23 protein-coding genes and 1 pseudogene are annotated in these 24,400 nt (G+C 68.0%); 10 read left to right on the top strand and 14 right to left on the bottom strand.

Going from position 1 to position 24,400, the window contains the following annotated elements; all coding sequences use genetic code 11:
• Positions 1-68 precede the first annotated feature (68 nt).
• The 3 genes from rpsA to ACR80S_RS16040 all read left to right on the top strand — a co-directional run bounded on the left by rpsA (position 69) and on the right by ACR80S_RS16040 (position 2,983).
• Positions 69-1,745: a 30S ribosomal protein S1 gene (gene rpsA, locus ACR80S_RS16050; RefSeq protein ID WP_435402128.1), complete on the top strand. Its 1,677-nt coding sequence runs from the start codon at positions 69-71 to the stop codon at positions 1,743-1,745.
• Positions 1,746-2,102: 357 nt separating this feature from the next.
• Positions 2,103-2,480: a histone-like nucleoid-structuring protein, MvaT/MvaU family gene (locus tag ACR80S_RS16045; protein WP_435402127.1), complete on the top strand. Its 378-nt coding sequence runs from the start codon at positions 2,103-2,105 to the stop codon at positions 2,478-2,480.
• 146 nt (positions 2,481-2,626) lie between these two features.
• On the top strand, positions 2,627-2,983 hold the full coding sequence (locus ACR80S_RS16040; protein ID WP_435403814.1) for a hypothetical protein: 357 nt from the start codon (positions 2,627-2,629) through the stop codon (positions 2,981-2,983).
• Positions 2,984-3,011: 28 nt separating this feature from the next.
• Here ACR80S_RS16040 and ACR80S_RS16035 read toward each other — a convergent pair whose 3' ends face one another.
• Both ACR80S_RS16035 and ACR80S_RS16030 read right to left on the bottom strand, forming a co-directional pair.
• A complete protein-coding gene (locus ACR80S_RS16035) occupies positions 3,012-3,272 on the bottom strand; it encodes a YkgJ family cysteine cluster protein (protein WP_435403813.1) in 261 nt (86 codons plus the stop codon).
• Positions 3,269-3,571: pseudogene (locus ACR80S_RS16030) on the bottom strand (7-cyano-7-deazaguanine synthase); the annotation flags it as partial. The pseudogene ACR80S_RS16030 and the gene ACR80S_RS16035, both read right to left, overlap by 4 nt.
• 225 nt (positions 3,572-3,796) lie before the next feature.
• On the opposite strand from ACR80S_RS16030, the gene trhP reads away from it, so the two are divergent.
• From trhP to ACR80S_RS16010, 4 genes are all read left to right on the top strand, one after another.
• Complete coding sequence (gene trhP, locus ACR80S_RS16025) at positions 3,797-5,239, top strand: prephenate-dependent tRNA uridine(34) hydroxylase TrhP (RefSeq protein ID WP_435403812.1); 1,443 nt, start codon at positions 3,797-3,799, stop codon at positions 5,237-5,239.
• A 120-nt stretch (positions 5,240-5,359) separates the two neighbouring features.
• Positions 5,360-6,013, top strand: a complete 654-nt coding sequence (locus tag ACR80S_RS16020; RefSeq protein WP_435403811.1) for an anti-virulence regulator CigR family protein — start codon at positions 5,360-5,362, stop codon at positions 6,011-6,013.
• Positions 5,917-6,126 carry an anti-virulence regulator CigR family protein gene (locus ACR80S_RS16015; protein ID WP_435403810.1) on the top strand — a complete coding sequence of 70 codons (210 nt, stop codon included), beginning with the start codon at positions 5,917-5,919 and terminating at the stop codon, positions 6,124-6,126. The genes ACR80S_RS16020 and ACR80S_RS16015 overlap by 97 nt, the downstream gene beginning before the upstream one ends.
• A gap of 128 nt (positions 6,127-6,254) precedes the next feature.
• Entirely contained in the window at positions 6,255-6,935 is a 681-nt protein-coding gene (locus tag ACR80S_RS16010) for a TVP38/TMEM64 family protein (RefSeq protein ID WP_435403809.1), read from the top strand.
• A 14-nt stretch (positions 6,936-6,949) separates the two neighbouring features.
• Here ACR80S_RS16010 and ACR80S_RS16005 read toward each other — a convergent pair whose 3' ends face one another.
• From ACR80S_RS16005 to ACR80S_RS15950, 12 genes are all read right to left on the bottom strand, one after another.
• Positions 6,950-7,186 (bottom strand): DUF2789 domain-containing protein, encoded by a 237-nt coding sequence (locus tag ACR80S_RS16005; RefSeq protein WP_435403808.1) that lies wholly within the window; start codon positions 7,184-7,186, stop codon positions 6,950-6,952.
• An 89-nt stretch (positions 7,187-7,275) separates the two neighbouring features.
• On the bottom strand, positions 7,276-8,334 hold the full coding sequence (locus tag ACR80S_RS16000; RefSeq protein WP_435403807.1) for an asparaginase: 1,059 nt from the start codon (positions 8,332-8,334) through the stop codon (positions 7,276-7,278).
• Positions 8,335-8,420: 86 nt separating this feature from the next.
• Positions 8,421-9,632: an efflux RND transporter periplasmic adaptor subunit gene (locus ACR80S_RS15995; RefSeq protein WP_435403806.1), complete on the bottom strand. Its 1,212-nt coding sequence runs from the start codon at positions 9,630-9,632 to the stop codon at positions 8,421-8,423.
• Positions 9,633-9,690: 58 nt separating this feature from the next.
• Positions 9,691-12,054, bottom strand: a complete 2,364-nt coding sequence (locus ACR80S_RS15990) for an ABC transporter permease (RefSeq protein ID WP_435403805.1) — start codon at positions 12,052-12,054, stop codon at positions 9,691-9,693.
• 4 nt (positions 12,055-12,058) lie between these two features.
• Entirely contained in the window at positions 12,059-12,790 is a 732-nt protein-coding gene (locus ACR80S_RS15985) for an ABC transporter ATP-binding protein (protein WP_435403804.1), read from the bottom strand.
• A gap of 91 nt (positions 12,791-12,881) precedes the next feature.
• Positions 12,882-14,039, bottom strand: coding sequence for an MFS transporter (locus ACR80S_RS15980; protein ID WP_435403822.1), 1,158 nt, complete (start codon positions 14,037-14,039; stop codon positions 12,882-12,884).
• Between the two features lie 55 nt (positions 14,040-14,094).
• Complete coding sequence (locus ACR80S_RS15975) at positions 14,095-14,646, bottom strand: hypothetical protein (RefSeq protein WP_435399561.1); 552 nt, start codon at positions 14,644-14,646, stop codon at positions 14,095-14,097.
• A 94-nt stretch (positions 14,647-14,740) separates the two neighbouring features.
• A complete protein-coding gene (locus tag ACR80S_RS15970) occupies positions 14,741-16,045 on the bottom strand; it encodes a DEAD/DEAH box helicase (RefSeq protein WP_435399562.1) in 1,305 nt (434 codons plus the stop codon).
• 152 nt (positions 16,046-16,197) lie between these two features.
• Positions 16,198-16,752 carry a helix-hairpin-helix domain-containing protein gene (locus ACR80S_RS15965; protein ID WP_435399563.1) on the bottom strand — a complete coding sequence of 185 codons (555 nt, stop codon included), beginning with the start codon at positions 16,750-16,752 and terminating at the stop codon, positions 16,198-16,200.
• An 85-nt stretch (positions 16,753-16,837) separates the two neighbouring features.
• Positions 16,838-17,428 carry a PqiC family protein gene (locus ACR80S_RS15960; protein WP_435399564.1) on the bottom strand — a complete coding sequence of 197 codons (591 nt, stop codon included), beginning with the start codon at positions 17,426-17,428 and terminating at the stop codon, positions 16,838-16,840.
• Between the two features lie 50 nt (positions 17,429-17,478).
• Positions 17,479-19,152, bottom strand: coding sequence for an intermembrane transport protein PqiB (gene pqiB, locus ACR80S_RS15955; RefSeq protein ID WP_435403803.1), 1,674 nt, complete (start codon positions 19,150-19,152; stop codon positions 17,479-17,481).
• Complete coding sequence (locus ACR80S_RS15950; RefSeq protein WP_435400072.1) at positions 19,149-20,564, bottom strand: PqiA/YebS family transporter subunit; 1,416 nt, start codon at positions 20,562-20,564, stop codon at positions 19,149-19,151. The genes pqiB and ACR80S_RS15950 overlap by 4 nt, the downstream gene beginning before the upstream one ends.
• A 201-nt stretch (positions 20,565-20,765) precedes the next feature.
• On the opposite strand from ACR80S_RS15950, the gene ACR80S_RS15945 reads away from it, so the two are divergent.
• The 3 genes from ACR80S_RS15945 (at position 20,766) to cydB (ending at position 24,400) form a co-directional block, all read left to right on the top strand.
• Positions 20,766-21,749 (top strand): calcium/sodium antiporter, encoded by a 984-nt coding sequence (locus ACR80S_RS15945; RefSeq protein WP_435399566.1) that lies wholly within the window; start codon positions 20,766-20,768, stop codon positions 21,747-21,749.
• A gap of 227 nt (positions 21,750-21,976) precedes the next feature.
• Entirely contained in the window at positions 21,977-23,395 is a 1,419-nt protein-coding gene (locus ACR80S_RS15940; RefSeq protein WP_435403802.1) for a cytochrome ubiquinol oxidase subunit I, read from the top strand.
• A 3-nt stretch (positions 23,396-23,398) separates the two neighbouring features.
• Entirely contained in the window at positions 23,399-24,400 is a 1,002-nt protein-coding gene (gene cydB, locus ACR80S_RS15935; RefSeq protein ID WP_435399568.1) for a cytochrome d ubiquinol oxidase subunit II, read from the top strand.

The raw sequence follows: 24,400 nt of genomic DNA, 5'->3' as shown, positions 1-24,400 counted from the left end.
GCCCGCACTCGCTGGTGGTGCGGAGGAAGCGGCATGTCCGCACTTAACGTTGATCACGTAGGAACACCATGAGCGAAAGCTTTGCTGATTTGTTTGAACAATCTCTCCAGGACATCAACATGGAGCCGGGCGCTATCGTCGTGGCTACCATTGTCGACATCGAGGGTGACTGGGTCACCGTCAATGCCGGCCTGAAGTCCGAAGGTCAGATCCCCGCGGCCCAGTTCCGCGACGAGAATGGCGACCTGTCCATCGCCATCGGTGACGAGGTCCACGTGGCTCTGGAAGCCGTCGAGGACGGTTTCGGCGAGACACGTCTCTCCCGCGAGAAGGCCAAGCGCGCCGAGGCGTGGAAGATCCTGGAAGCTGCCTTCGAGAAAGACGAGATCATCAAGGGCGTGATCAACGGTAAGGTCAAGGGCGGTTTCACCGTCGAAGTCGACTCCATCCGTGCCTTCCTCCCGGGTTCCCTGGTCGACGTGCGTCCGGTGCGCGACACCACGCACCTCGAGAACAAGGAACTCGACTTCAAGGTCATCAAGCTTGACCCGAAGCGTAACAACGTCGTCGTGTCCCGCCGTGCCGTGCTCGAAGCCGAGAACAGCGCCGAGCGTGAAGCCCTGCTCGCCACCCTGCAGGAAGGCCAGCAGATCCTGGGTATCGTCAAGAACCTGACCGACTACGGCGCCTTCGTCGACCTCGGTGGCGTCGATGGCCTGCTGCACATCACCGACATGGCCTGGAAGCGCATCAAGCACCCGAGCGAGATCGTGGCCGTGGGCGACGAGATCAGCGTCAAGGTGCTGAAGTTCGATCGCGAGCGCAACCGCGTCTCCCTGGGCCTGAAGCAGCTTGGCGAAGACCCCTGGGTCAACATCAAGGATCGCTACCCGGAAGGCACCAAGGTTCACGCCGTCGTCACCAACCTCACCGACTACGGCTGCTTCGCCGAGCTGGAAGAAGGCGTCGAGGGTCTGGTCCACGTCTCCGAGATGGACTGGACCAACAAGAACATCCATCCGTCCAAGGTGGTTCAGGTCGGCGATGATGTGGACGTCATGGTGCTGGATATCGACGAGGAGCGTCGTCGTATCTCCCTGGGTATCAAGCAGTGCACCGCCAACCCGTGGGAGACCTTCAGCTCGCAGTACAACAAGGGCGATCGCGTTGCCGGTACCATCAAGTCGATTACCGACTTCGGTATCTTCATCGGCCTGGAAGGCGGCATCGACGGCCTGGTTCACCTGTCCGACATCTCCTGGACCGACACCGGCGAAGACGCCGTCCGCTCCTTCAAGAAGGGCGACGAGGCCGAGGCCGTGATCCTCTCCATCGATCCGGAGCGTGAGCGCATCTCCCTGGGTATCAAGCAGCTCGATACCGATCCGGTGGCCGAGTTCCTGGCCGTTCACGACAAGGGCACCATCGTCACCGGCCGCGTGGTCGAGGTCGATGCCAAGCAGGCCCAGGTCGAGCTGGCTACCGATGTCGTCGCCGTGCTCAAGGCGTCCGAGATCAGCGCCGACCGCGTCGAGGATGCTCGCAACGTCCTGAACGAAGGAGACAGCGTCGAGGCTCGCATCATCGGTGTCGATCGCAAGAACCGCCAGATCGCCCTGTCCGTGAAGGCCAAGGATCAGGACGATACTCGCCAGAACCTGAAGAAGCTGCGCGAAGAGGCTCCCGAGAGCGGTGGTCCGATGACCATCGGCGACCTCATCAAGCAGCAGATGGGTCAGGACTGATCAGGAAGTTGTCTCCCGACGGACCAGAAACCGCCGCCCTCCGGGGCGGCGGTTTTTTTTAGCAGTGGTATCACAGGCCATTTAGCACGCCGGCCTTCAGCGGCGCGTTTCTGAGTGGCGTAGTTTCAAGAAGCGATTTTGAGTGGCGTAGTTTGCATCGCTACATCTTTCAGTACTTCAGTCTTTCTCCGAGTCATCTATCGAGAGCTCCGCTTGCGGAGACTTTGAGTTGTGGCTAATCGTTATACTTGAGTTGCGCTGGGTCCTGCTATCGGTCAGACTATTGCCAGTTACGAGTTCTTTGTCACATAATAATGTCCCCGTTGCACAGCCACCCCGTAAGAAGGAAATCAGATAATGTCCCTGCTCAACGAATACATGCAGATGGAACAGCAGCTGAAACAGCTCCAGTCCAATATGGACAAGCTGCAGAATGACAAGCGCCTGCAGTCGGAACTCGAGTTCAAGGATCGCCTCGAGTCGCTGATGAAGGAGTTCGACAAGAGCGCCGCCGACGTAATCGCGCTGCTCGACCCTAAGCCCGCCGCTGCGGCGCCCAAGGCCGCTTCTGCGCCGGCAGGCGCGCGTCGCAAGCGCAAGCTGAAGATCTACAAGAACCCCAATACCGGTGAGGTCGTGGAAACTCGCGGCGGTAACCACAAGACCCTGAAGGCGTGGAAGGACGAGCACGGCGGCGACACCGTAGAGTCCTGGCTGGTCCGCGTCGAGGAGTAAGAGGCCCTCCCGCGGTTCGATGTCTGGCTCGATGTCTGGTATGACGACGGCGCCTCGAAGGCGCCGTCGGCGTATGGCTCACCGACTTCGCTCCCGGACGCGATGGCGATATACTGGCAAGCGACTCAGACTTATCAGGGAGCGACGTGTTCCATGTTGATTTCCCCGATGTGCTCCCCTTTACCGTCACCACGAACGACCGGTCAAGAATGAAACAGCAGACACAGCGAAAACCCCTGGACGAGCGTGAGAAACTGCGCCAATTCCGTGAACTTGATGATGCCTTTGCCGAGGCGCTTCGCGAACTCGAGGGCCCCGATGTTGGACCTGATAGTTCCGAAGAACCTTCGTCCCTCGCCGAGATACCTGCCCAGGAGGACGAGGCGCCTGGCTCGGATCATTTCGAGGATCGTCTTCGCGCGCTGATGCAGGAGTATCACCAGCCCGCCAAACAGGTAGCCGATCTGCTGCAGACGCTCAGGACCCTGGGTCGCATCGCCTGAGGCCGCTCGGTTTCCGCTATCCGATCCGCTATCTGGTGGCGATCTCCAGTGCGGCGATGCGCTCCAGCGCCTGATCGCGCCGCTCCCCGCACAGCGCCATATCAAACCCGAATTGCTCGCATACCACCGGCCGACGCGAGTTGCCGAACAGCCGGCAGAGGTTGTCCGCATCCAGCTGAACGCAACGCACCCCGGCCGGCTTGCCCTCGGGCATGCCGGGAATCGGCGTGCTGATCGAGGGGGCGATGCAGCAGGCCCCGCAGCCGGGGCGGCAGTCGCCCTGGCTCATGATTCCGCCTGCTGGCGTCGGGTGACACAGGAAAGGGGATCGACGGCCCCGTTCTCGGCGAAGGCCGCCATGCGCTCGCGGCAGCTGCCGCAGCGCCCGCAGGCCATCGCCTCGCCCCGGTAGCAGGTCCAGGTATCGATGTAGTCGAGCCCCATGGCCAAACCGTCGGCGAGGATCTGTGCCTTGGTGGCGCGCACGTAGGGGGCGTGGATCTCGACGGCCTCGAAGTTGGCGATGCCTGCCACGGCATTCATCGCCTCGACGAACTCGGGGCGGCAGTCGGGGTAGAGCATGCGATCGGCCACCGTGGGGGAAGCGCAAAGGGTCATAGGTCAACTCTGGTCGGAAAATTTCGGGCCGTCGAAGCGGCATTCCGGGGTCCGGTCCGGTGCCGCGCAGTGTACGCAAGTCGTCACTTTCTGGCCAGATTCCCCCGCAATTGCTAGACTTCCGCGCCTTTCCACCCCACTGCACCCGCGGCGCTGTCGCCCGGGGTGCCATCGTCCTGACAACGGTGATCCCACATGCAAGCCCCCGAACTGCTCTCCCCCGCGGGAACGTTCAAGAACATGCGCTACGCCTTCGCCTACGGGGCGGATGCGGTCTATGCCGGCCAGCCGCGCTACTCGCTGCGCGTGCGCAACAACGACTTCAAGATCGACAACCTGCACAAGGGCATCGCCTATGCCCACGAGCGGGGCAAGCAGTTCTACGTGGCGTCCAATATCGCGCCCCACAACAGCAAGCTGAAGACCTACCTGCGCGACATGGAGCCGGTGATCGAGGCCGGCCCGAATGCGCTGATCATGTCCGACCCGGGCCTGATCATGATGGTGCGCGAACGCTGGCCGGAGCAGGTCATCCATCTGTCGGTGCAGTCCAACGTGGTCAACTGGGCCGCGGCGAGGTTCTGGCAGCGCCAGGGCATCAGCCGCATCATCCTGTCCCGCGAGCTGTCGCTGGCAGAGATCGGCGAGATCCGCGCCGAGTGCCCGGATCTGGAGATCGAGACCTTCGTCCACGGCGCGCTGTGCATCGCCTACTCCGGGCGCTGCCTGCTCTCCGGCTACTTCAACCATCGCGACCCCAACCAGGGCACCTGCACCAATGCCTGCCGCTGGAAGTACAACACCGTGGCCGCCGCCCACGACGAGACCGGCGACCTGGTTCCAGCCAACTCGGCGGCCGCCCATGCGGCCAGCGGCGTCTGGACGCCAGGGCAGGGGAGTGCGCAGGGTGGCCTGATCGCCTCCGGCGGCGGCAGCACGTCGATGGTTGAGACCGCGCCCCAGGGCACGGCCACCGCCGGCGGCGTGGAGGGCCAGGACGAGCTCTCGGCGCTGATCGAGGATCGCACCCGCCCCGGCGAGCTGATGCCGGTGTTCGAGGACGAGCATGGCACCTACATCATGAACTCCAAGGACCTGCGCGCCGTGCAGCATGTGCCGCAGCTCACCGAGATGGGCATCTCCTCGCTGAAGATCGAGGGGCGTACCAAGTCCCACTACTATGTGGCGCGTACCGCCCAGGTCTACCGCCGCGCCATCGACGACGCTGTGGCCGGCCGGCCCTTCGACATGCGTCTGATGGACGAACTCGACAACCTGGCCAACCGCGGTTACACCGAGGGCTTCTACCGCCGCCATGTCCACGACGAGTACCAGAACTACGAGCAGGGCAACTCGGTGGGAGTCCACCAGCAGTTCGTCGGCGAGGTGATCGGCTATGACCCGGATCGCAGCGCGCTGGAGGTGGACGTCAAGAACCGCTTCGAGGTAGGCGACGGCATGGAGCTAATGCTCCCCGGCGGCAACCGTCGCTTCGTGCTCGAGCATATCGAGAACAAGCGCGGCGAATCCGTAGGCGCGGCGCCGGGCTCCGGCCATGTGGTGCGCATCCCGGTGCCTGGCGAGGCCGTCGCCTCCGAGCGCATCGAGTTCGCGCTGCTGATGCGGGATCTGACATAGCACCGAGGGGCGAGGTGTGAGGAGGCTCCTGGCTGCCGTTGCCTGGCCCCCGTCGCTGAAGAGCGACAGTCGTATCCACACCGGCTGCATCATTGGGGGCTAGCCTGATACGCATCCCCCATGGAACCGGAGGTTCACATGAGCAAGCGAGTCGATCTGCGCCTGGCCCTGGCCACCTCAAGCCTGGTACTGCTGATGGCCACGGGTCACGCCCTGGCCCAGCCCGCCGACCACCCCGGTCGCGGCCATGGAGCTTCTCAGGGCCAGGGCCAGGGGCAAGGTCAGGGAAAAGGCCCGCGACAGGAGCGGAGAGAGCAGGGCCAGCCAAGCCGGGGTGACCGCGGCCGGCAGGAGTTCCAGGAGCAGGATCGCGATCGAGATCGCTACCATGACCGCGCTCATCGAGATGGCGAATGGCGTGATCGCGAACGCGACCGGGAGAGCTACAGCAACCGTGAGCGTCGTGACGATCGCTATCGCAGCGAACCGAGTCTCGACGAGCGAGAACTGCGTCGACTGTTCGGTGAGCGCCGCGACTGGGTCCGCGCGGAGGAGCGCGCCAGCCTGCCGCCGGGCATTCGCATGAACCTTGAGCGCGGCAAGCCGCTGCCCCCCGGCATCGCCAAGCGCTTCGACGAGCGCTCGCTGAGCAACTTGCCACGCTACGAAGGCTACGAGTGGCGCCGCGCGGGACCCGATGCCATCCTGGTCGACNTGAGCGCGGCAAGCCGCTGCCCCCCGGCATCGCCAAGCGCTTCGACGAGCGCTCGCTGAGCAACTTGCCACGCTACGAAGGCTACGAGTGGCGCCGCGCGGGACCCGATGCCATCCTGGTCGACGCCGCCAATGAGATCATCTACCGGGTCATTCGCGACGTCCTCTATTGATCGATGTCGGCTCTGCTGTAACGCTATCGGCCCGGCCTCCCGAGAGTCCGGGCCGATCCCGTCTCACGCTGGCGTTCGGCGCGTCCGGCGTGGCACCATGAAGGATTGCGTGCACCGGAAGACGATGGATGTTCAACGATAGTTCACTGCGCTGGCCCTGGCGGATGGTGGCGGTGGGAGGGGTGCTGTTGATGGCCCTCTACCTGTGGATCTGGCACTCTCCGGACCTGGCCGACATGCAGCGCTGGGCCGCCGAGGCCTCACACCATCCCGCGGTGATCATCGGCGTCATCCTGGTGATGGCGGTGACCCTGGCGCTCGGCCTGCCCGGCAGCATCGGCCTGTGGCTGATCGCGCCCTTCTATACCCCCCTGGCGGCCACGCCCATGCTGATCGTCGGCAGCGTCGTCGGTGCACTCGGCGCCTACTGGCTCTCCGCCCGGGTGGGGGATCGCTGGACTCCGAAGGGGCTGACCCGCAAGATCATGCGCCGTCTCGAGAAGCGCAGCGATTTCCTGACCCAGTGCGCCCTGCGCGTGCTGCCGGGCTTTCCTCACTCGGTGGTCAACTATGCCGCCGGCCTGCTGCGTCTGCCCCTGGGCACCTTCCTGATGGCGGCCATCATCGGCCTCGGAGTGAAGTGGGCGGTCTATGCCAGCGCGATCTATGGCGCGCTGGAGGCGGTGGAGAGCGACGAGGTGATGAGCATCAGCGTGGTTTTGCCTCTGCTGGCGCTCACCGCACTATTGCTGCTCGGCGCTTGGGTGCGGCGCCGAGTGGAATCCAACGGCCAGGCAGCGAACAGCTAGCCTGGCCGGTGGGGTTAGGTCTTGCGCAGCGAGGCGTTCAGGTGGTCGACAACCTCGGCCCAGTCGGCGTCCTCCTCGATGGCCTCGCGCAGAAATTCCGCCTGGCCCTCGTTCCAGCAGGCCGCATCGGGCAGGGCGACGTCCTCCGCGATGGGCCCGTTGCGCTCGATGAATCGCTTGATCGCCTCTGGATCCGAGGCCAGTCCCAGCTGTTCGAAGAGTTCGGTGAAGGGATGATCGGGGTGTTCCATGGCGGCTCTCCTTGCGGTGTCGGAGTACCCACCATAGCGGCTTGCGCTCGGCGCTGCATGACCGGCGTCAACGCTAGTGAAGGCGGCCGTCAGCGTTCCCCCACCAGCGGGGTGAGGAAGCGCCGGCGGCGCTCCTCATCGGTGAGCGGCTGGGCCAGCAGGTGGACGAGCTTGGTCAGGGTCGCCTCCGGCGTCATGTCATCCGCCGAGAGCACCCCAGCCGCACGCAGCCCGAGGCCGGCCGCATAGTGGCCGATGTCGATGCCGCCATGGGGGCACTGGCTGATCGCCGCGAGCAGCTTGCCCTCACCGCTGGCCTCGGTGAGCACGCCGAGCAGGCCGGGATCCTCCGGGACGTTGCCGCCCCCCCACACCTCCAGCATGGCCCCCCTGAGCGCGGGATCCTCGAGCCAGGCGGCGACCTGGCGGGCGGTGACGCCCGGCCACAGCACGAGGCGCGCCATGCCACCTTCCGCTAGCGGGGCGTAGTCGGGCAGTTCGAAGCGTGGCGCGCCGTGCTGCTGGCGCGCCAGGCCCCGCCCCGGGTAGAGGATGGCGTCATCGCCGACCCGTTCGCCGAGCAGCGGGTAGTTGGGGCTGGCGAAGGCGCGGGCGTCCCGCGTCTGCCACTTGCGCCCCCGCACGCCGCGCATGAGCCTGCCGCCGAAGGCAATGGCGACCTCCTGCAGTGCCGGATTGACGGCAAAACGCAGCGCCAGCTCGACGTTGTCGGCGGCGTCGCTGCCCTCGGTCTCCAGCGGCTGCATGGCGCCGGTCACCACAACGGCCCGATCCAGGCCCTGCAGCTGGTAGGCGAGGCTGGAGGCCGTCCAGGCCAGGGTGTCGGTGCCGTGCAGTACCACGATGCCTGCATGCTCACGATGGCGCTTTGCGATCTCGCGTGCCAGCCGCTGCCACTCCCGAGGGGTGGCGGCGCTGGAGTCGATGGGGTCGGCGAAGGCGAGTACCTCATGCTCGGGAATCGCCGCCCGGCGCTGTGCGGGCAGGGCGTTCAGGGCGCGGGCCAGGCGAGCCTCGATATCGCCGCCCGGCACCAGGCCCGAGTCGCTTTCCACCATGCCCAGGGTGCCGCCGGTGTAGATCACCAGCGGGGGGCGCAGGGGGGGAACGGTGGCGTGGGCGCTCATGGTCGGGCTCCGGTGGTGGTGAGAGTCGCGTTGGGCGTTGCGGTGGGACCAATCATGATACGAAGGACCGTGCGGGGCCGCCAGGCTCAGCCGTCGAGTCGCACCCGCACGCCCTCGTCGACCCGCTCGCCGGGGTGGGTGATGATCAGGTCGCCGGCCTCCAGCCCCTCCAGTACCTGGGTGATGAGGCCGCTGCGCCGCCCGGGGGTGACCGGCACCCGGCGGGCGCGCTCCTCCTCCACGCGGAACACCCCCCACTCACCGTCGGCGCGGAACAGGGCGCTGGTGGGCAGCTGCAGTACCTCGTCGGCCTGCCAGACCAGGAACTCGGCGTCGACCCGAAAGCCGCTGCCCAGGCCCAGGGTGGCGGGGTCGACCCCCTCGGCGAAGTCGACGATTACCGGGACGCGCTGCTCCTCGACGCCCAGCGCCGAGATGCGGGTGAACCCGGTAGGCTCGATGCGCCGTACCACGCCTGCCAGCGCCTCATCGCCGCCCCAGCCGGTCAGGCGCACCGCCATGCCGGGGCGCACCCGCACGGCGTCCATGGAGAGCAGGTCGACCTGGACCTCCAGGTCCGTCAGTCTGCCGAGCTCGAGGATGCGCTCCCCGGCGACCACGCTCCCTTCGCAGCAGCGATAACGGGTCAGCACCGTGCCGGCGACGGGCGCGTGCACCTCCAGGGCGGGGTGGTCGACGTCGTCGCGTTGGCCGCTGGCCACCGCCAACACCGCCCGGGCGCTCTCCACCTCGAAGCGGGCCGCCTCGACGCTGGCGACCGCCGCGCTCTCGATGGCGCGCTGGCGGTCGCGCTGGCTGCGGCGCTGGTCCAGATCGGCGGTGGAGACCAGGTTGCGCTGGTGCAGGGTGCGGTAGCGCTCGAACTCGGCCTCGGCGAAGCGCCGCTCGGCCCGGGCGGTCTCCAGGTTGGCCCGGACGGCCCGCAAGCGCGCCTCGGCTGCCTGCAGGGTGTCCTCGGCCTGCTGGCGCGAACGCGGGTCCAGGGCCGGGGCGGGGCTGGGTTCGAGGAGAAACAGGGGTTGGCCCTGCTCCACCTCGTCACCGACTTCCAACATCACCCGCTGCAGGTAGCCGGCGATGGGCACCGAGATGTTCCAGGTGTCGCGCAGCCGGGTGCGCCCCTCCTCGATCACCGAGTCGACGAAGGGGGCGGCGCCGACCCGGGCCACGCTGACCGGCACCGGCGCCGGGCGCAGCGCCCAGGCCAGCAGCGCCAGCAGGACGAGGCCGGTCAGGCTCCATAGCAGTAGGCGGACCCAGGGGTGATGTGATCTCATCGGTCGGTCTCCTTGTGCTACAGGGACGCCTCTTGAGCCTGGCGTCCGTCATGGTTGGTCACTCCACGGCCTTGAGCACCCGCAGCTTGTCCAGCCGGCCGAGGCGCCGCACCACCAGCAGCGCCACCACCAGCGAGGCGGCCAGGACGCCGCTGGCGGCGATGCCGAAGGCCTGGGGAGTGAGCACCAGCGGGACGCGGAACAGGTCGCTGCTGAAGGCCTGGTTGAGCAGGCGGCTGAAGACGATGCCGATGGCCCAGCCCGGCGGGATGGCGGCCAGCGTCAGCAGGGCGATCTCGCCGAGCAGGATGCGCGATACCTCGGCCCGGGAGTACCCCAGCACTTGCAGGGTGGCGAGCTCCCGGGCGCGTTCGGAGAAGGTGATGCGGGCGTTGTTGTAGACCACGCCGAAGCTGATCGAGGTGGCGATGGCCACGAAGATCGCCGCAAAGAGCAGGATCGTCTCGTCCAGGTAGTCGCGGATGCCGCGCTCGGCCTGGTCGAGCCGGCTGATGGCGGCCACGCCGGGCATCTCCCACAGGGCGGCGTTGAGCGCCTCGCGCCGGTCTGCATCCACCAGCAGCCAGGCGCCGCTAATCGCCGGCCCCTCGCCCATCAGCGCATTGAGCCCTTCGCGGGTGAGGTAGCCGCCCACCCCGAGCGGTTCGTCCACCAGGGCGGCCAGCGGCAGCGTCAACCGACGTCGCTGCCCCTCCATGATTGCCAGCTCGAGCTCGTCGCCCACCTGGGCCTCCAGCGACTCGGCCAGGTAGCGGGTCAGCATCAGGCCCGCCTCGGGCAGGCGCTGGGGACGCCCATCTCCGTCCAGCACCTGGCGCAGCCGTGGCTCGGGGTTCATGCCCAGCAGGCTGGTGCGCTCCTCGCGGTGGCCGTGAATCAGGGTCACCGGCACTCGGCGCCAGGTCTCCACCGCCAGCACTCCGGGCTGGTGGCGCAGCTCGCCGGCGGCCCGGGCCGGGGTCGCCTCCACGAAGGTGAGCTCCATGTCCATGCGCAGCACCTGGCGATACTGCTGGTCGATCATCGCCTCCACGGCGTCGAGCTGGTAGGCGCCCATCAGCAGCAGGCCCGCGGAAAGGGCGATGCCCGCCACCGAGAGGCCGGCCTTGGCCGGATGGCGAGCAAGGTGGCGAAGGATGATGCGCCCCTCGTGCCCGATAAGCGCCCCGGGCAGGAGACGCTCCAGCCAGCTGCGGCGAAAGTGCAGCGGGGCCGGCGGGCGCATGGCCTCGGCGGGCGGGCGGCTCACCGCCTGCCTGACCGCCCGCCAGGTGCCGAGCAGGGCGGCCAGGGCGACGATCGCCATCGATAGCGCCAGCGCCCAGAGCGGCACCCGGAAGGGCATCTCGGGGAAACGGAAGTACTCGCGATAGAGCCCGGCCATGCCGCTCGCCGCCCAGGCGCCCAGGGCCACACCCAGCGCCCAGCCCAGCAGCACGATCATCCCGGCCAGCAGGCCGAAATGGCGCGCCAGCTCGGCATCGCGATAGCCGAAGGCCTTGAGCACGGCCACCTGCTCGCGCTGGGTCTGGATCAGGCGGCCCATCACCACGTGGAGCAGGAACGCCGAGACCGAGAGAAAGATCGCCGGCAGAACCGTGGCCTGGAGGCGCTGCTGGTTGAGCTCCTCATCGAGGAAGCGGTGAGAGGGCTGGTCGTCGCGGGTCCAGGCGCCGGTGCCGCCGTAGCGGGCCAGCGCCAGGTCGAGGGCGTCGATCACCGCCTCGCGGCGGGCGCCGGCCTGCAGGGTCAAGGTAAGCTGGTTGAAGGCCCCCTCCATGCCGTAGGCGTTGGCCAGGGTGCGCAGGTTCAACCACAGCAGGGCGTAGCGGTGGTAGTCGGGCATCAGGTCGGTGGGAGCGACCTGATAGAGAAACTCCGGGCTCAGGGCGATGCCACTGATCCGCAGCCGCACCCGGCGGCCGTCGATGATCGCCTCCAGGCGGTCGCCCGGGACCAGGCCGTGGGCCTTGGCGAAGGCGTCGGAGACCACCACCTGGTCGTCGCGGCCCGGCTCGGGCAGGCCGCCGGCCACCAGGTACAGACGGTTGAGCGTCGGCTGACGCCCGTCGGGAATCGATTGGGCCAGTCCGCGCACCGGGTCGTCGAAGCCCTCCACCGAGAGGCGCATGGCGGCCTGCACTCGGGGTTCGATCAGATTGATTCCCTCGATCTCCTGCAGGCGGGTGACCACGCCCAGCGGCGCGCGCTTGACGTCGGCGAACACCTCGGCGAAGTGGTGGCTGGCGTAGAAGCGCTCTCGGGCCCCCGAGAGCGCCTCCAGGGTGGTCACCGAGAGGATCAGGGTCATCACGCCGCCGGCGATCACCACGGCGATGGCCAGCGCCTGCCCCTTGAGGCGCCAGAGGTCGCGGACGAGCTTGCGGTCCAGGGTCAGCACGGGGTCACCAGCGCAGCTCGCGGGCCGGGCGACGGCTGGCGTTGACGTGGATCTCGTCGACTCGGCCGTCGCGCAGGCGGATGACCCGGTCGGCCATCTCGCCGATCACCTCGTTGTGGGTGATGATCGCCACCGTGGTGCCGGTCTCGCGGTTGACGGTCTCGAGCACCTCGAGGACGCGGATGCCGGTGCGGAAGTCCAGGGCGCCGGTGGGTTCGTCGCAGAGCAGCAGGTCGGGCTGCTTGGCCACGGCGCGGGCGATGGCCACCCGCTGCTGCTCACCGCCGGAGAGCTGGGAGGGGAAGTGGTCGAGGCGCTCGCCGAGGCCGACCAGGGTCAGGGCGGCCTCCGGGGTCATGGGGTCCCGGGCGATCTCGGTGACGATGGCGACGTTCTCCCGGGCGGTGAGGCTTGCGATCAGGTTGTAGAACTGGAAGACGAAGCCGACGTGGTGGCGGCGAAAGCGGGTGAGCGCACGCTGGCTGGCGCGGGTCAGGTCCTGGCGCTGGCCGCCTTCATCGAGGTAGCGCACCTCTCCCTCGGTTGCACTGTCGAGGCCGCCGAGGATGTTGAGCAGGGTGGACTTGCCGGAGCCGGAGGCGCCCAGCATCACCAGCAGTTCGCCGCGATAGAGGGTCAGGTCCACCCCGCGCAGGGCCTGGAGGGTCACCTCACCCATCTGGTAGGTGCGGGTCAGTCCGCGGGCCTCGAGGGCCGCTGCCTTGTCGTTGCGCATGCTGACAATGCCGCCGGAGGATGTGCTGTGAGTCTAACCGGCCGGCTGGGGGGCCGCCATGCAGGGTGGGCCAGGCGTGAGTGAGACGGGGTCAGCGGGTGACCAGCCGGCCCTCGGCGTCGATCTCCAGGCGGCGGTTGCGCCCGGCGAACAGGGCGAAGGCGGCGGCCGAGGCACAGATCGCCAGCAGCACCGCGGTGATGGTGACAAGCCCCAGGTCGAGCTGCAGCATCACGCCTACGCCCAGGGGCCCCATGGCGGCCAGCGTATAGCCGCCGCCCTGGACCAGGCCGGAGAGCTTGCCGGCCAACCGGGAATTGCCGCTGCGCAGCACGATCAACGTCAGCGCCAGGCTGAAGCCGCCGCCTTGGCCCAGGCCCAGGAGCACGATGCCGAGCCAGCGCAGGGACACCGGCCCGACGAGCAGCAGCCAGAATCCGGCGGCGATCATCGCCAGGACGCTGAGCAGTGCTGGTCGCTGGTCGCGGCCCATTCGGGCCAGCCAGGGGGCAGCGAGCGCCGCGGGAAGCTGCACCATCACCGAGGCGGCCATCATCCAGCCGGCCTCACCCTCGCCGTAGCCTCGCTCCATCAGCAGCGTCGGCAGCCAGCCGAAGACGATATAGGCCAATGACGACTGCAGGCCCATGAACAGCATCACCTGCCAGGCCAGCGGCTGGCCGAGCACCGAACGCATCGAGCCTGCCCGGCTGGGAAGTGCCGCCTCGGCGCGGCGCGGGGCCAGCGCCAGCCAGGCGACCAGCGCCAGGGCGGCAAGGGTCGACCAGCTGGCCAGCCCCAGATGCCAGCCGCCCAGGTGGTCGGCCAGGGGAACGCTAAGCCCCGCGCCCAGGGCACCGCCGAGACACAGCGCCATGGTGTAGACGCCGGTCATCAGGTCGGCGCCGGCGGGCAGCTCGCGCTTGACCAAGGCAGGCAGCAGGGTGCCGGCCACACCGATAGCGGCACCCACCATCAGGGTGCCAAGGAACAGGGCCGCCACCAGCGGGACGCCACGTAGCGCAAGTCCGCCGGCAAGCAGCAACAAGCCAGAGGCAAGCGCCCGTTCGGCCCCGAGCCGCTTGGCCAGCCACGGCGCCATGGGCGCAAAGAGCCCCAGGCAGAGCACCGGCAGGGTGGTGAGGGCGCCGATAGCAAGCGGTGACAGGCCGGTATCCTGCTGGATGCGGTTCAACACCGGGGCGAGGCTGGATAGGGCGGGACGCAGGTTGAGCCCAACCAGCACCATCAGCCCGATGAACACCAGCAGGGTGCGTCGAGAGGGGGAATCAGTCAAGCGACTATCAGTGGCTGTCACGACGCCACTCTCTGCCCGTCCTGGGACGGGATGGCGCGAGAGCCCCGTCGTCCTTTGCCGCCACCAAGGGGTGGTCCTCGTTGGCATTCTCGGGCCGGAAGACCACCTCGCCGGGGTGTTGCGGCGTGGACTGCGCTACCCGCTGCCGAATGCCGGCGACATCCTCGGCGCTGATCAGGGCGTCGGAGGCGGACGTCGGGTCGGGCTGGGCGATCAGTCGGCCCGGAAAGGTCCAGCAGCGCTGTGGCACTTGCGAGAGGCTCCAGTCCCGGCCTCGCCAGCGGGCCTGGTTGTCGTGGAGCAGTTCGCACTGCTCCACGGGCACCAGCGCCTGGAAGAGCTTGGCGTTGAGCACCACACCGCCGGTAGCCATCTTTACGGCCCCGGCGAAGCGGCCCTCCTCGAGGGCCGCCAGCACCGCCTTGCGGTTGGGTCTTGCCTCCAGGGTGGCACGGCCGCACAGGTGGAGCAGGTCGATGTCGACCTGCTTGATCACCCAGACGTCGATGGGGGTCTTGCCCAGTAGTCGCTTCAGCATGGTGTTCAGGCTTCAGGGATCGAAAGGGTGGCTACATTCGCATATTCAAATCAACTATGCCAGCAGCCCTGGCCAGTCGCCCCGGCGAGCCGCCTCAGGCCTGCCGGCGACCACCGCCACCGCCGCTGCGACGGCGACGGGGGGCCTGGGACTGCTCGTTGCGGCCACGCTGGCCCTGGCCCTGGGCGTTGCCACGCCCCTGGCCGTTGCTGCGGCCACCGCCACCGCGGTTGCGGCCGTTCTCGATGGGCTCGGGCTTGGCATTGGGGTCGGGCTCGAAGCCGGGTTCGATGCGCTTTTCGAGGTCGCGCTTGATCAGCCGCTCGATGCCCTTCAGCAGGCCATGCTCATCGACGCAGACCAGCGACACCGCCTGGCCCTCGCTGCCGGCGCGGCCGGTGCGGCCGATGCGGTGCACATAGTCCTCGGCCACGTTGGGCAGTTCGAAGTTGACCACGTGGGGCAACTCGCTGATGTCCAGGCCGCGAGCGGCGATGTCGGTGGCCACCAGCACCTGCAGGTCCCCGCCCTTGAAAGCGGCCAGCGCCTTGGTGCGCGCCGACTGGCTCTTGTTGCCATGGATCGCCATGGCCGGAATCTCCTGCTTGGAGAGCTGCTCGGCCAGGCGGTTGGCACCGTGCTTGGTCCGGGTGAACACCAGCACCTGCTGCCAGTTGTGCTGGCTGATCAGGTGGGCCAGCAGCTCGCGCTTCTTCTCGCGGTCCACGCGATAGATCGCCTGGTCGACGAGTTCGGCAGTGGTGTTGCGCCGCGCCACCTCGATCATCGCCGGGCGGTCGAGCAGCTTGTTGGCCAGCGCCTGGATCTCGTCGGAGAAGGTCGCCGAGAAGAGCAGATTCTGGCGCTTCGGGGGGAGGACCCGGAGGATCTTCTTGATGTCGTGGATGAAGCCCATGTCCAGCATGCGATCGGCTTCGTCGAGCACCAGGATCTCCACCTTGGTGAGGTCCACGTGCTTCTGCTGCTGCAGGTCGAGCAGACGGCCCGGGGTGGCGACGAGGACGTCGAGGCCCGGGCGGATGGCGTCTACCTGGGGCTGCTGGCCGACGCCGCCGAATATCACGTGGCTCTTCAGGGTCAGGTGGCGGCCGTAGTCGGCCACGCTCTCGCCCACCTGGGCGGCCAATTCGCGGGTCGGGGTGAGCACAAGGGCGCGCACCTCACGGCGGCCAGGGCGGGGGCCATCAGCCAGGCGCTGGAGCATCGGCAGGGTAAAGCCGGCGGTCTTGCCGGTGCCGGTCTGGGCACTGGCCAGCAGGTCGCCGCCCTCGAGCACGGCAGGAATCGCCTGGCGCTGGATCGGGGTCGGAACGGTGTAGCCCTGTGCCTCAACGGCACGCAGCAGTTCGGCACGCAGGCCGAGGTCGGAAAAGGTCATGCGGTCTCCGCAGAAACGCCACGGCCGTGCCACGCAAACGCGCGTGGGCAGTCCCGGGCCGGGGCGAGAAAAATTCGAGTAGAGGGGGCGGCAAGAGGGACTACAAAGATGCCGCGTGGCAGTATTATGCCAGATCGCCGGCGCCGGCGCAGCTACTTCGCGTTCGCGTCTGTCGCCTTGTCTTCCACGGCAAGACTCGCGCGGATGCGGGCCAGGGTGGCGGCATTGAGCCCGGTGACGTCGTCTAGCGCCTCGGGGCCGAGTTCGCGCAGCTGGTCGAGATCGCTGATGCCGTGGGCGAATAGCCGCCGGGCCGTGACCGGCCCGATGCCGTCCAGGGCGGTGAGGGCACGGGCGTGGCGATCCAGGAAGGCCTCGTGCTCGGCCTCGCCGAGGCCGTCGCAGGCGCCGTCCTGGTAGAGCTGACAGGCCAGGCGGTCCACGCCGTGGCGTACGTCGTCGAGTTCGGGCAGGGCGACGAAGCTGTGCTCGGCGGCAAGATCGGCGATCTCGGTCAGGGTCGCGTCGGCCACCTGGAGCTCGCCCATGGCGTCCTGGCTGTGGGTGTCGCTGGCGAGGGCGACCAGCAGGGCCCGGCGCGCCCGTCGGGCCAGCTCCTGAAGCTGCAGGGCAATGGCATGCTGCGCCTCACGAGGGGCGGTCTCGTGCTGGGGAATGGCGTCGTCGTGGCTGGAGTCGTCGTGCATGGGGGTCGTCCCTGTGGTGAGGTGATGCGCTCGGGCGCGCCTGTGATGACCATAGCCCAAGGTGGACTGGCCTGCCCGGCCGGGCTCACCGTGCGCGGCGCACTGCCTCTGCAAGCGCATCGGCCGCGCCGTCCCAGCCGCGGCCCAGGGCACGCACCAGCGCCGGGTAACCGTCATCGTCGAGCGCGGTCTCCACGCGCAGGGACTCCATGGCCAGCAGTCGTCCCTGGTCGTCGCGCAGCTGCCACTGGCCCCCGATCACGGCCAGGCCGTCGTGGCGGCCCTGGAAGCGGTCAAGCTCCAGGCGCAGGTCGAGGGCCCCGGGTTCGCGAACGCCGGCCTCATCCCGCATCACACGGGTGTCGGGCAGCCGGGCGGCCAGGCGCAGGCGCAGGCCGCGCTCGAGCTGGCGGGCCAGGGGCTCGGCCCACTGGTGGCCACGGGCCTCCACCAGGGTGATGTCGTCCACCTGCATCACCAGTCCGTCCACGTCCAGGTAGTGGGCCAGGCGCGGCGGACGCAGCAGCAGCAGGTGGTCGGCCTCGGCGCCGGCCGCGCTGCCAGCCGCCTCGGGGAGGGTGTAGCGCGCCGGTGCCGGGCTCGAGGTGGCGCAGCCGGCGAGCCAAGCCGTCATTGTCAGGGCAGCCAGGGCCGCCAGCATCCATCGCCTCGTCATCGTTTCGTCTCCTTTCGCGGGCCGTCTTTCGTCATCTTTCGCCGTCTGTGTCACCGTGGGGCCCGGGGCATGGGGTCCTCGCTCTCCAGGCTCTCGAAGAGCAGGGCGCGGGGGTTCTCGGACAGTGTGCGCGCCACCGGCTGGAGGTCGCGCATCAGCCGGTCCAGCCGCTCCACGGCCCCGGTAAGCTCCTGGTAGGCCGTGGAGCCGGGCGAAAGCCCCTGAAGGGTCTCGCGCAGCTCTGCCAGGGTGGCGTTGAGGTTGGCCGGCACCTCCCGGGTGCCCGGGTCGTCGAGCATCCCCTGGAGCGATGTGGAGAGCTCGCGCACCTCGCCGAGCATCGCCTCCGAAGAGGCCAGATTGCGGTCCAGCCCTGCCAGGAGCGGCTCGATCTCAAGAGCGTTGAGCTTGGCCAGCAGGTCGGTCACCTGGGCCTCGATCAGTGCGAAGCCGCCCGCGACCGTGGGGAAGACCGACTTCTCGGCGAAGGTCTCCGCCACGTGCTGGCCGGCCAGGTCGCTGTTGAAGTTGAGGTCGACGAACAGCGCCCCGGTGAGCAGGTTGCCGCTCTTGAGGCTGGCGCGCAGGCCCGCGCCGAACAGGCGGTCGAAGCGCTCCCGCCACTCGGCAAGATCTACGTCCTGGTTCTCGATGCCCAGCCGCTGGGGCTCGATGCGAATCAGCACCGGGATGGAGAAGCCCGTGCGGCCCTCGGGCTGGGGCGCATTGAAGTTCCAGGGCACCGCCGCCACGGTCCCGATGCGGACGCCGCGGAACTCCACCGGGGCCCCCCGAGAGAGGCCACGCACCGAATCGTCCACCATGAGCACGTACTCCAGGTAGCGGTTGAAGGTGCCCTGGCGGGCGCTGTCCTCGTCCGGGTAGAGGTTGAAGGTGACGTCCGGTTCCACTGGGCTGCCCAGGGGCAGGTCTTCAGGCACCCCGAAGGTGACGCCACCGCCCAGCAACGCCTCAAAGGACTCCACGTTGACCCGGAAGCCCTCGGAGTCGAGGCGCAGGTCGATGCCGCTGGCCGACCAGAAGCGGGTGCTGTCGGTGACCAGGGTATCGTAGGGCGCCTCGATGAAGATGCGATGCTGCATGCGTCGGGTCTGGGCATCGAAGGTAGCGTCCTCGACCCGGCCCACGGTATAGCCCTGATAGGTGACCGGGTCGCCGACGCGCAGGGAGTTGCCGAGCTGGCTGACCAGATTGATGCGCAGGCCGGCGGCCCCCGCCGGGGCCACCGGCGGCTGGTCGCTGACCCGAAACTCTCGGGAGGTGACCTCGCTGCCGCCCGGCTCGAGCTGGATGAAGGCCCCGGAGAGCACCGTGCCCAGGCCGCTGATCCCCTCGCGGCCCACCCGTGGTTTGACCACCCAGAAGCGGCTGTCCTCCACCAGCATGGCCTCGGTGTCGGGGCTCATCCGGGCGGTGATCACCGCGGTGGAGAGATCCTCCGAGAGGTTGACCCGCTCGACGCGTCCTACCTGGACGTTGCGGGTCTTGATCAGGGTGCTGCCGGCCTCGATCCCCTCAGCGTTGGCCATCACCAGGGTCACCTGGGGGCCGCGGCTGCGGTAGTTGTCATAGACCAGCCACACGCCGATCAGCATGGCCACGATGGGCACGATCCAGATCGGTGAGAAGCGGGCCTGGGGGGAGGGCTTGGCCCGGTGCAGGTCCTGCTCGGTCGCGGCCTCGCCGCGGGGTGCATCGCTCATCCGGGGGTTCCTTGTGAATCCTGTCTTGTTCTCGATAAATCCTGGCCTGAGCCTTGTGATGCCTGGCGCGTTCCCTGTGGGTCCTGAACCGCTCCGCGTCTAACACGCCTTTTGTCAGGGCGCGGCAGCGGTGCATCCCAGAGCAACCGCGGGTCGAAGGTCATGGCCGCCAGCATGGTGATTACCACCACGGCGCCGAAGGCGAGGGCGGCGGGTCCGGGGGTAATCGACATCAGCGAGCCGGCGCGGATCAGTGCCACCAGGGTGGCCACCACGAAGATATCGATCATCGACCAGCGGCCGATGAATTCGGTGAGCCGGTAGAGCCGGGTGCGGACCGCGGCATTGAGCTCGTTGCTGCGGCTGACCACCAGGCAGAGCCAGGCCAGCGCCACCAGCTTGCCCACCGGCACGATGACGCTGGCGATGAAGATCACCGCGGCCACCGGCCAGGAGCCCATCTGGACCAGCTCCACCACGCCGCCGATGATGGTGGAGGGGCTCGTGTGGCCGAGGCTGGTGGTGGTCATGATCGGGTAGATATTGGCGGGAACGTACATCACCGTGGCGGCGACGAGCAGCGCCCAGGTGCGCTGCAAGCTGTGGGGCAGGCGGCTGCGCAGACGATCGCCGCAGCGTCGGCAGCGCCCCCGCCCCCCGGGGTCGAGCCGATTGATCAGGCCACAGGTGGTGCAGCCGGCCAGTCCCTGGGGGGCGGCGGTCTCGCCGGTGCGGGTGCCCACGGGGGCCCGGGGCTCGCCGGCCAGGGAGAACCACATCCAGTCGGCGTCGATGGACTGGGTGGTGATCAGCAGCAACAGGGCGAAGACGCAGAAGGCCCAGAAGGAGGCGCCCAGCTCGATCTGCGCCATGCCGGCCACCTTGATCAGGCTGACCAGGGCGCCAATGATGAAGACATCGGCCATCATCCAGGGGTTGAGCTGGGCCAGGGAGCGGGCGATGGCGCGGCTGGCCGGTAGCGGATCATCGCGCAGCAGGCCCAGCTGCAGCCAGATCACCCCGAGCAGGTAGACCCCCGGCAGCACGATGATGGTGAGGATCACCGCCCCGGCCACCACCGGCTGATGGAAGCCGATGAGGGTGGTGGCGGTCTGGGAGAGCTCGATGCGGTTGCCCACCCCGCCTACGCTGAAGCTGATGAAGGGGAAGGAGAGCGCCATGGCCAGCGCCAGCAGCGCCGAGAGCGCCAGCGCCATGCTGCGCTGAGCCGGGCGCAGGTGGCGCTTGACCAGGGGATGGCCGCAGCGCGGGCAATCGGCCTGTTCGCCGCCGCGCAGCGGAGGGAGGGCGACCACCCAGTCGCACTCCTGGCAGGCGCGCAGGCGCCGCCGCGCGCGGGATTCGGGCGGCGTGCGATCGACCCTCGGTGACTCGGTGGGCAGCGAGGGCATGCGTTCCAGAAGGCGGAAGGGGCGCTGGGCCAAGGGCGACGTCACTCCTTGCTGGCGGGTCGGTTCCGGGGGCTTCACCCGAGGCGAAGAGCGGCCTACACTCCCGGCCGTGCCCAACGGGTCTCGGACAAAAGTGTGACACGTTGGCCCAGCGGGCACCATAGATAAACATGCACTACTGAATGTCGCCGAGGCAACACGATGATCCTTCCTGCGGTAGCGGTGGTGGTGGGCCTGGTCCTGCTGGTGTGGAGCGCCGAGCGCTTCGTCGACGGTGCGGCGGCGACTTCCGCGCGCTTCGGTATTTCGCCGCTGCTGATCGGCATGCTGGTGATCGGCTTCGGCACCTCGGCGCCGGAGCTGGTGGTGTCGGCGCTGGCGGCGGGGCAGGGCAATCCCGGCCTGGCATTGGGCAACGCCTACGGCTCCAACATTGCCAACATCGGCCTGATCCTGGGGCTGGTGGCGCTGATCTCGCCCCTGGCGGTGCACTCCACGGTGGTGCGTCGCGAGATGCCTATCCTCGGCGGTGCGACCCTGCTCTCGGCGCTGCTGATGTGGGGCGGGGTGGTGGGTCGCCTGGAGGGGACGCTGCTGCTGGTGCTGCTGGCCGCCTTCATCGGCTTCAGCATCTGGCGTGCTCGCCGCGAGGGTGCCGACCCCCTGGGCACCGATACCGAGGAGAGCCTCGAGGCACGACCGATGTCGATGGCCGCGGGGCTGGCCTGGACGGGCATCGGCCTGGTGCTGCTGGTGATCAGCTCGCGGATCCTGGTGTGGGGGGCGGTGGCCATCGCCCAGGGGTTCGGCGTCAGCGATCTGATCATCGGCCTGACCGTGGTGGCGGTGGGCACCTCGCTGCCGGAGCTGGCGTCATCGATCAGCGCCCTGCGTCGGCGCGAGCACGACCTGGTGCTGGGCAACGTGGTGGGCTCGAACCTCTTCAATACCCTGGGAGTGGTGGGCCTCGCCGCGGTGATCCACCCCATCCAGGTGGGCGCCGAGGTATTGCTGCGCGACTGGAGCCTGATGGCGGCGATGACCCTGATGCTGGCGGTCTTCGCCCTGGGCTGGCGCGGCCGGGCGGGGCGCATCAACCGGCTGGAGGGCGGGGTACTGCTGGTCATGTACCTCACTTATACGGCCTGGCTAGTGCGCCTGGTGCTCAGCGGAGGCGGTAGCTGACGCGGGGAGGGAGTGCGACAAGCAGGCTGCGACAAGAGGACACACTGACCCGGATCAACTTTCCTCCCATTGGCGGGTCCTTATAGTCTCGACCTGTTACTGGTGTCCAGGTGGAATGCGTCACGGCGGGTCCGACCCGGGCCGGCCGAAGGCACAACACGCACCGGAGCGTGCACCCGCATCCCTTGCGACGTTCTCGACTCACTCGTGGTATCGAGGCAAGCGTCATGGAACTGGATCCTCTCCTGCTGTCACGACTGCAATTCGCCTTCGTGGTCTCCTTTCACGCCATCTTCCCGGTCTTCACCATCGGGCTGGCGTCCTATATCGCCCTGCTGCACGGGCTCTTCTATAAAACCGAGAACCCTGCCTGGGATCGCCTGGCCCTGTTCTGGACCCGGGTCTTTGCCGTGGTATTCGGCATGGGGGTGGTGTCGGGCATCGTGATGTCCTTCCAGTTCGGCACCAACTGGAGCAACTTCTCCTACGCCTCGGCCAACTTCCTGGGGCCCATGCTCAGCTACGAGGTGGTCACGGCCTTCTTCCTGGAGGCGGCCTTCCTCGGCGTGCTGCTGTTCGGCCGCGGTAAGGTACCCCAGGGGGTCCACCTCTTCGCTGCCTGCATGGTGGCCTTCGGCACCTTCATCTCATCGTTCTGGATCCTCTCGGCCAACAGCTGGATGCATACCCCGGCGGGGGTAGAGCTGGTCGAGGGCAGCTTTCGGGTGCTCTCCTGGGGCGAGGCGATCTTCAACCCCTCCTTCGGCTGGCGTTTCGCCCATATGGTGATGGCCTCCTTCCTGACCGGTGGCTTCGTGGTGGCCGGGGTCAGCGCCTGGTACCTGCTGATCAAGCGCGACGTGGAGGCCAATCGACGTGCCCTCTCCATGTGCCTGTGGCTGCTGCTGGTGCTGACCCCGACCCAGGCGGTGATCGGCGACTTCCACGGCCTGAACACCCTGGAGCACCAGCCCACCAAAGTGGCGGCCATGGAGGGCAACTGGGAGACCCGTGGCAACGTGCCGCTGCTGCTCTTCGCAATTCCCGATCAGGAGGCCCAGACCAACCGCTTCGAGATCGGCATCCCGAGCCTGGCCAGCGTGATCCTCAAGCATGATCCCGCCGGCGTGGTGCCTGGCATCAGCGAGGTGCCCCGGGAGGAGCAGCCGCCGGTGTGGATCGTCTTCTGGGCCTTCCGCGTGATGGTGGGCCTCGGGCTTCTCATGATTGCCGTCTCCGTTGCCGGTCTCTGGCTGCGCCGCGGCGGGCGAATCTATGAGCAGCGCGGCTTTCTGCAACTGCTGCGGGTCATGAGCGTGACGCCCTTCATCGCGGTGCTGGCCGGCTGGATCGTCACCGAGGTGGGCCGCGCGCCCTGGCTGGTCTACGGGATGATGAGCCATGCCCAGGGGCTGACGCCTTCGCTGACCGGCGGGATGGCACTCTTCACGCTGATCGGCTACGTCGCGGTCTACGCGGTGGTGTTCTGCGCGGGGGTCTACTACCTGACCCGGGTGGTGCGCCAGGGCATGCTGCCCGAGGACGAGCGCGACACCGTGGATGGTGCGGTACACCGCCCCAAACGGCCGCTCTCCGCGGCGCACGCCTCCTTTGACAACGATTCGGCCCCGACCTGGGAGAGATAAGCCATGGAGATGTTCGATCTTTCAGTGATCTGGGCGCTGATCATCGGTTTCGGGGTGATCATGTATGTGGTCATGGACGGCTTCGACCTGGGCCTGGGGATCCTCTACCCCTTCGCTCCGGATGAGGACGCCCGCGACGTGATGATGAACTCGGTGGCGCCGGTGTGGGACGGCAACGAGACCTGGCTGGTGCTGGGCGGGGCGGGCCTGCTGGGCGCCTTCCCGCTGGTCTATTCGGTGTTCCTGCCCGCCCTCTACATCGGCGTCTTCCTGATGCTGGCGGGGCTGATCTTCCGCGGCGTGGCCTTCGAGTTCCGCTTCAAGTCGCGCAGGAATCGCCGCTGGTGGAACCGCGCCTTCTGCTGGGGCTCGGCCGTGGCGGCCTTCGCCCAGGGGGCCGTGGTGGGCGCCTACATCCAGGGCTTCGCCGTGGAGGAGTTCGTCTATGTGGGCGGTGCCCTGGACTGGCTTACCCCCTTCACCCTCCTGACGGGCCTGGGGTTGATGACCGGCTATGCGCTGCTGGGTGCCACCTGGCTGATCCTCAAGTCCGAGGGGCATGTCCAGGCGTGGGCCTACCGCATCACCCCGGCGCTGCTGGCGGCGGTGATGGTGGTGTTCGTTATCATCAGCCTCTGGACCCCCTTCGTGAACCCCGATGTGTGGGCGCGCTGGTTCGATCGCATCCAGCTGATCTGGATCTTCCCGGCCCTGGCGCTGGCCAGCGCCGTCTGGCTGTGGAGCGCGGTGCGCCGCCGTCAGGAGGGCCAACCCTTCGTCGCGACCCTCGGCATGTTCATCTTCACCTACCTGGGGCTGGTGACCAGCAAGTGGCCGGTGATCGTGCCGCCCAACTACACCATCTGGGATGCCGCCTCGGCCCCGGAATCCCAACTCTTCCTGCTGATCGGGGTACTGTTCGTGATTCCCATCGTGCTGGCCTACACCGCCTGGACCTACTGGGTCTTCCGCGGCAAGGTCAAGGTGGGCGAAGGCTACCACTGA

The sequence above is a fragment of the Halomonas salsilacus genome (assembly GCF_051216275.1).
Lineage (GTDB): Bacteria > Pseudomonadota > Gammaproteobacteria > Pseudomonadales > Halomonadaceae > Halomonas.
The sequence above is the reverse complement of the archived record's forward strand: the minus strand, read 5'-3'. Positions and strand labels throughout refer to the sequence as shown.

What these genes read in the sequence shown, in the direction of transcription:
- ACR80S_RS15945 (WP_435399566.1), top strand. Translation starts at nt 20,766, where the DNA reads ATGATCCTTCCTGCGGTAGCGGTGGTGGTGGGCCTGGTCCTGCTGGTG.
- ACR80S_RS15940 (WP_435403802.1), top strand. Translation starts at nt 21,977, where the DNA reads ATGGAACTGGATCCTCTCCTGCTGTCACGACTGCAATTCGCCTTCGTG.
- ACR80S_RS15985 (WP_435403804.1), bottom strand. Translation starts at nt 12,790, where the DNA reads ATGCGCAACGACAAGGCAGCGGCCCTCGAGGCCCGCGGACTGACCCGC.
- ACR80S_RS15965 (WP_435399563.1), bottom strand. Translation starts at nt 16,752, where the DNA reads ATGCACGACGACTCCAGCCACGACGACGCCATTCCCCAGCACGAGACC.
- cydB (WP_435399568.1), top strand. Translation starts at nt 23,399, where the DNA reads ATGGAGATGTTCGATCTTTCAGTGATCTGGGCGCTGATCATCGGTTTC.
- rpsA (WP_435402128.1), top strand. Translation starts at nt 69, where the DNA reads ATGAGCGAAAGCTTTGCTGATTTGTTTGAACAATCTCTCCAGGACATC.
- trhP (WP_435403812.1), top strand. Translation starts at nt 3,797, where the DNA reads ATGCAAGCCCCCGAACTGCTCTCCCCCGCGGGAACGTTCAAGAACATG.
- ACR80S_RS15980 (WP_435403822.1), bottom strand. Translation starts at nt 14,039, where the DNA reads ATGGTGCTGGTTGGGCTCAACCTGCGTCCCGCCCTATCCAGCCTCGCC.
- ACR80S_RS16005 (WP_435403808.1), bottom strand. Translation starts at nt 7,186, where the DNA reads ATGGAACACCCCGATCATCCCTTCACCGAACTCTTCGAACAGCTGGGA.
- ACR80S_RS15970 (WP_435399562.1), bottom strand. Translation starts at nt 16,045, where the DNA reads ATGACCTTTTCCGACCTCGGCCTGCGTGCCGAACTGCTGCGTGCCGTT.
- ACR80S_RS15960 (WP_435399564.1), bottom strand. Translation starts at nt 17,428, where the DNA reads ATGACGAGGCGATGGATGCTGGCGGCCCTGGCTGCCCTGACAATGACG.
- ACR80S_RS15995 (WP_435403806.1), bottom strand. Translation starts at nt 9,632, where the DNA reads ATGAGATCACATCACCCCTGGGTCCGCCTACTGCTATGGAGCCTGACC.
- ACR80S_RS16010 (WP_435403809.1), top strand. Translation starts at nt 6,255, where the DNA reads ATGTTCAACGATAGTTCACTGCGCTGGCCCTGGCGGATGGTGGCGGTG.
- pqiB (WP_435403803.1), bottom strand. Translation starts at nt 19,152, where the DNA reads ATGAGCGATGCACCCCGCGGCGAGGCCGCGACCGAGCAGGACCTGCAC.
- ACR80S_RS15975 (WP_435399561.1), bottom strand. Translation starts at nt 14,646, where the DNA reads ATGCTGAAGCGACTACTGGGCAAGACCCCCATCGACGTCTGGGTGATC.
- ACR80S_RS15950 (WP_435400072.1), bottom strand. Translation starts at nt 20,564, where the DNA reads ATGCCCTCGCTGCCCACCGAGTCACCGAGGGTCGATCGCACGCCGCCC.
- ACR80S_RS16035 (WP_435403813.1), bottom strand. Translation starts at nt 3,272, where the DNA reads ATGAGCCAGGGCGACTGCCGCCCCGGCTGCGGGGCCTGCTGCATCGCC.
- ACR80S_RS16045 (WP_435402127.1), top strand. Translation starts at nt 2,103, where the DNA reads ATGTCCCTGCTCAACGAATACATGCAGATGGAACAGCAGCTGAAACAG.
- ACR80S_RS16000 (WP_435403807.1), bottom strand. Translation starts at nt 8,334, where the DNA reads ATGAGCGCCCACGCCACCGTTCCCCCCCTGCGCCCCCCGCTGGTGATC.